Genomic DNA, 3898 nt, shown 5'->3' with positions numbered 1-3898 from the left:
CGCCGGGAGCACTTCGCGGGCTCCCCCCACCCCGGACGCGCGCGTCCCCCGCAGACGACCACGGGCCGCCCCCGAAGCGGGACGGCCCGGTGAGGGCGCCGACGCGCGGGCTCCGATCCGGCCGGATCGGGCGCGCCGTGCGGCTACCCGCGGCTCACGCCGCCCTCCCGCTCCGCGGCAGACCGGCGCGCCTTGACGTAGGCCAGCCCCGCGACCGCGGCGGCGGTGCCCCCGAGCACGACGCAGGTGAAGGCGGTCCAGGAGACGGCCTCGGGCTCGTTGATCCGGTCGACGAAGATCGTGGCGGCGGTGACCGAGTCGCCCTGTTTGCTCTTGGCCGCGTCCTCGGCCCATTCCAGGCGCACCCGGCTGATGGTGTCGCTGTAGGTGCCGACCCAGTCGTCGCTGAAGACGACGACCGTGCCGTGCTCGGTCTTGGCCACCTCGGTTGCCAGGTCCCGTAGATTGGAGTCGTGGCCTGGATTTCCGGGGATGACCACGATGCTCAGCGGGATGCCGTCGGCTCGCGCTTCGGCCACGATCGCCGCGAGTTCGGACTGGTCACGCCCCTCGGGCGTCGCCACGTGGTTGTCGGCGACGTCGGCCTTGATCGCCGCCAGCGCATCATCGTCGATGGTGGGCGGCAGTCCCGCGGCCAGCGGGGAGAAAACCGAGGTGTACCAGGGGGCCATCTTCCATCCGGTCTGTGCAGCCGCGCCGCCGGGTACGACGACGGGCATCCAACACTGCAAGGCGATCGAGAGCACAGTACGCCACCCGGTCGCGAGCTGTTCGCTCGCGCCACGCCGAGCCGACCCCGGAGGTTTTGCAGGACAAGCGTACTGTTAGAGTTGTGTCGCGAGGAACCGGTGCTCCCAGTGGCCGGAGAACCTCCACGGACTCGAGTCACCGGCACAGCCCCGCCGGTGGCCAACACCCTCACCGACGAGCGGAGCTGACGTGACGACAAGTATCGATACTTTCGGCGCCAAGGGCACCCTCGAGGTCGGAAGCAACTCCTACGAGATCTTCCGCCTCTCCGCCGTGCCCGGCACCGAGAAACTCCCCTACGCACTCAAGGTCCTCGCGGAGAACCTGCTCCGCACCGAGGACGGCGCGAACATCACCGCCGACCACATCCGCGCCATCGCCAACTGGGACCCCAGCGCCGAGCCGGACACCGAGATCCAGTTCACCCCGGCCCGCGTGATCATGCAGGACTTCACCGGCGTCCCCTGTGTCGTCGACCTCGCCACCATGCGTGAGGCCGTCACCACCCTCGGCGGCGACCCGAACAAGGTCAACCCGCTCTCCCCCGCCGACATGGTCATCGACCACTCCGTCATCCTCGACGTCTTCGGCCGCGCCGACGCCCTCGAGCGCAACGTGGACCTGGAGTACGAGCGCAACAGCGAGCGCTACCAGTTCCTGCGCTGGGGCCAGGGCGCCTTCGACGACTTCCGCGTCGTTCCCCCGGGCATGGGCATCGTGCACCAGGTGAACATCGAGTACCTGGCCCCGACCGTCATGGTCCGCAACGGCCAGGCCTACCCCGACACCTGTGTCGGCACCGACTCGCACACCACCATGGTCAACGGCCTCGGCGTGCTCGGCTGGGGCGTCGGCGGCATCGAGGCCGAGGCCGCCATGCTCGGCCAGCCGGTCTCCATGCTGATCCCGCGCGTGGTCGGCTTCAAGCTGACCGGTGAGATCCAGCCGGGCGTGACCGCCACCGACGTCGTGCTCACCGTCACCGACATGCTGCGCAAGCACGGCGTGGTCGGCAAGTTCGTCGAGTTCTACGGCGCGGGCGTCGCCGAGGTGCCGCTGGCCAACCGCGCCACCCTGGGCAACATGAGCCCCGAGTTCGGCTCCACCGCCGCGATCTTCCCGATCGACGCCGAGACCATCAACTACCTGCGCCTGACCGGCCGCAGCGACGAGCAGCTCGCGCTCGTCGAGGCGTACGCCAAGGAGCAGGGCATGTGGCACGATCCCTCGCGCGAGCCGGAGTACTCCGAGTACCTCGAGCTGGACCTGAGCACGGTCGTCCCGTCGATCGCAGGCCCGAAGCGTCCGCAGGACCGCATCCTGCTCAGCGAGTCGAAGATCGCCTTCCGCAAGGACATCCACAACTACACCAGCGACAGCGAGGGCGAGACCGCGGCGCAGACCCCGCACTCGAAGCTGGACGAGGCCGTCGAGGAGTCCTTCCCCGCCAGCGATCCGGCGGTGCTGTCCTTCGCCGACGACGACGCGATCGACGTGCAGTCCGCGGCCAACGGCGCCGAGGGCCGTCCGACCAAGCCGGTCAAGGTCGTCTCCGAGGAGCGCGGCGAGTTCGTGCTCGATCACGGCGCCGTCGTGGTCGCGGGCATCACCTCCTGCACCAACACCTCGAACCCGTCGGTCATGATCGGCGCGGCCCTGCTGGCCCGCAACGCGGTGGAGAAGGGCCTGTCCACCAAGCCGTGGGTCAAGACCAACATGGCGCCCGGCTCGCAGGTCGTCGCCGACTACTACGAGAAGGCCGGCCTGTGGCCGTACCTGGAGAAGCTGGGCTTCTACCTGGGCGGTTTCGGCTGCACCACCTGCATCGGCAACACCGGTCCGCTGCCGGAGGAGATCTCCAAGGCGGTCAACGACAACGACCTGTCGGTCACCGCGGTGCTCTCGGGCAACCGCAACTTCGAGGGCCGCATCTCCCCCGACGTGAAGATGAACTACCTGGCCTCGCCGCCGCTGGTCATCGCCTACGCGCTCGCGGGCACCATGGACTTCGACTTCGAGACCGACCCGCTGGGCAAGGACTCCGAGGGCAACGACGTCTTCCTGAAGGACATCTGGCCCTCGGCCCAGGAGATCGACGACACCATCAAGGCCGCGATCAGCCAGGACATGTTCCGCAAGTCCTACGCGGAGGTCTTCAAGGGCGATCACCGCTGGCAGAACCTGGAGACCCCGGAGGGCGACACCTTCGCGTGGGACCCGGACTCCACCTACGTCCGCAAGGCGCCGTACTTCGACGGCATGACGATGGACCCGGCCCCGGTCGAGGACATCAAGGGCGCGCGTGTGCTGGCGCTGCTGGGTGACTCGGTCACCACCGACCACATCAGCCCCGCCGGTCCGATCAAGCCTGGCACCCCGGCCGCGCAGTACCTCGACGCTCACGGCGTGGCGCGCAAGGACTACAACTCCCTCGGCTCGCGTCGCGGCAACCACGAGGTCATGATCCGCGGCACCTTCGCCAACATCCGGCTGCGCAACCAGCTGCTCGACGACGTCTCGGGTGGCTACACCCGCGACTTCACCCAGGAGGGCGGCCCGCAGGCGTTCATCTACGACGCCTCGCAGAACTACCAGGCCGCGGGCATCCCGCTGGTCGTGATCGGTGGCAAGGAGTACGGTTCGGGCTCCTCGCGGGACTGGGCCGCCAAGGGCACCCGCCTGCTGGGCGTCAAGGCCGTCATCACCGAGTCCTTCGAGCGCATCCACCGCTCGAACCTGATCGGCATGGGCGTCATCCCGCTGCAGTTCCCGGCGGGCGAGTCGGCCAAGTCGCTCGGCCTGGACGGCACCGAGGTCTACGACATCGAGGGCATCACCAAGCTCAACGAGGGTGTGACCCCGAAGACCCTGAAGGTCACCGCGACCAAGGAGAGCGGCGAGAAGGTCACCTTCGACGCCGTGGTCCGCATCGACACCCCCGGTGAGGCGGACTACTACCGCAACGGCGGCATCCTGCAGTACGTGCTGCGCAACATGATTCGCAGCTGAGTGCGCGAATCCGCGGCGGCGTCGTGACGGCGCCGCCGCACCGGCGGTGGGGGGCGGGCAAGCGTGGGTGCGTTACAGGAACAGGGCCAGACCCCCAAGAAGGAGAACCCGGCCCCAA

At 68.8% G+C, this 3898-nt stretch carries 2 protein-coding genes; one reads left to right on the top strand and one right to left on the bottom strand.

Features of this window, described 5'->3' with window-relative positions:
- Nucleotides 1-143: 143 nt before the first annotated feature.
- Nucleotides 144-740 (bottom strand): DUF6676 family protein, encoded by a 597-nt coding sequence (locus QH283_RS17095; protein ID WP_280503986.1) that lies wholly within the window; start codon nucleotides 738-740, stop codon nucleotides 144-146.
- A gap of 220 nt (nucleotides 741-960) precedes the next feature.
- Between QH283_RS17095 and QH283_RS17090 the strand changes: the two genes are divergently transcribed.
- A complete protein-coding gene (locus tag QH283_RS17090) occupies nucleotides 961-3780 on the top strand; it encodes an aconitate hydratase (RefSeq protein ID WP_280503985.1) in 2820 nt (939 codons plus the stop codon).
- Nucleotides 3781-3898: the final 118 nt, after the last annotated feature.

Source organism: Nocardia farcinica (assembly GCF_029867845.1).
In the GTDB taxonomy this organism is placed as follows: Bacteria; Actinomycetota; Actinomycetes; order Mycobacteriales; family Mycobacteriaceae; genus Nocardia; species Nocardia farcinica_A.
This window is presented reverse-complemented; position numbering and strand designations above follow the sequence as displayed.

Excerpts from the sequence above, each read along its gene's own strand:
- QH283_RS17095 (WP_280503986.1), bottom strand. The coding sequence starts at position 740 with ATGCCCGTCGTCGTACCCGGCGGCGCGGCTGCACAGACCGGATGGAAG.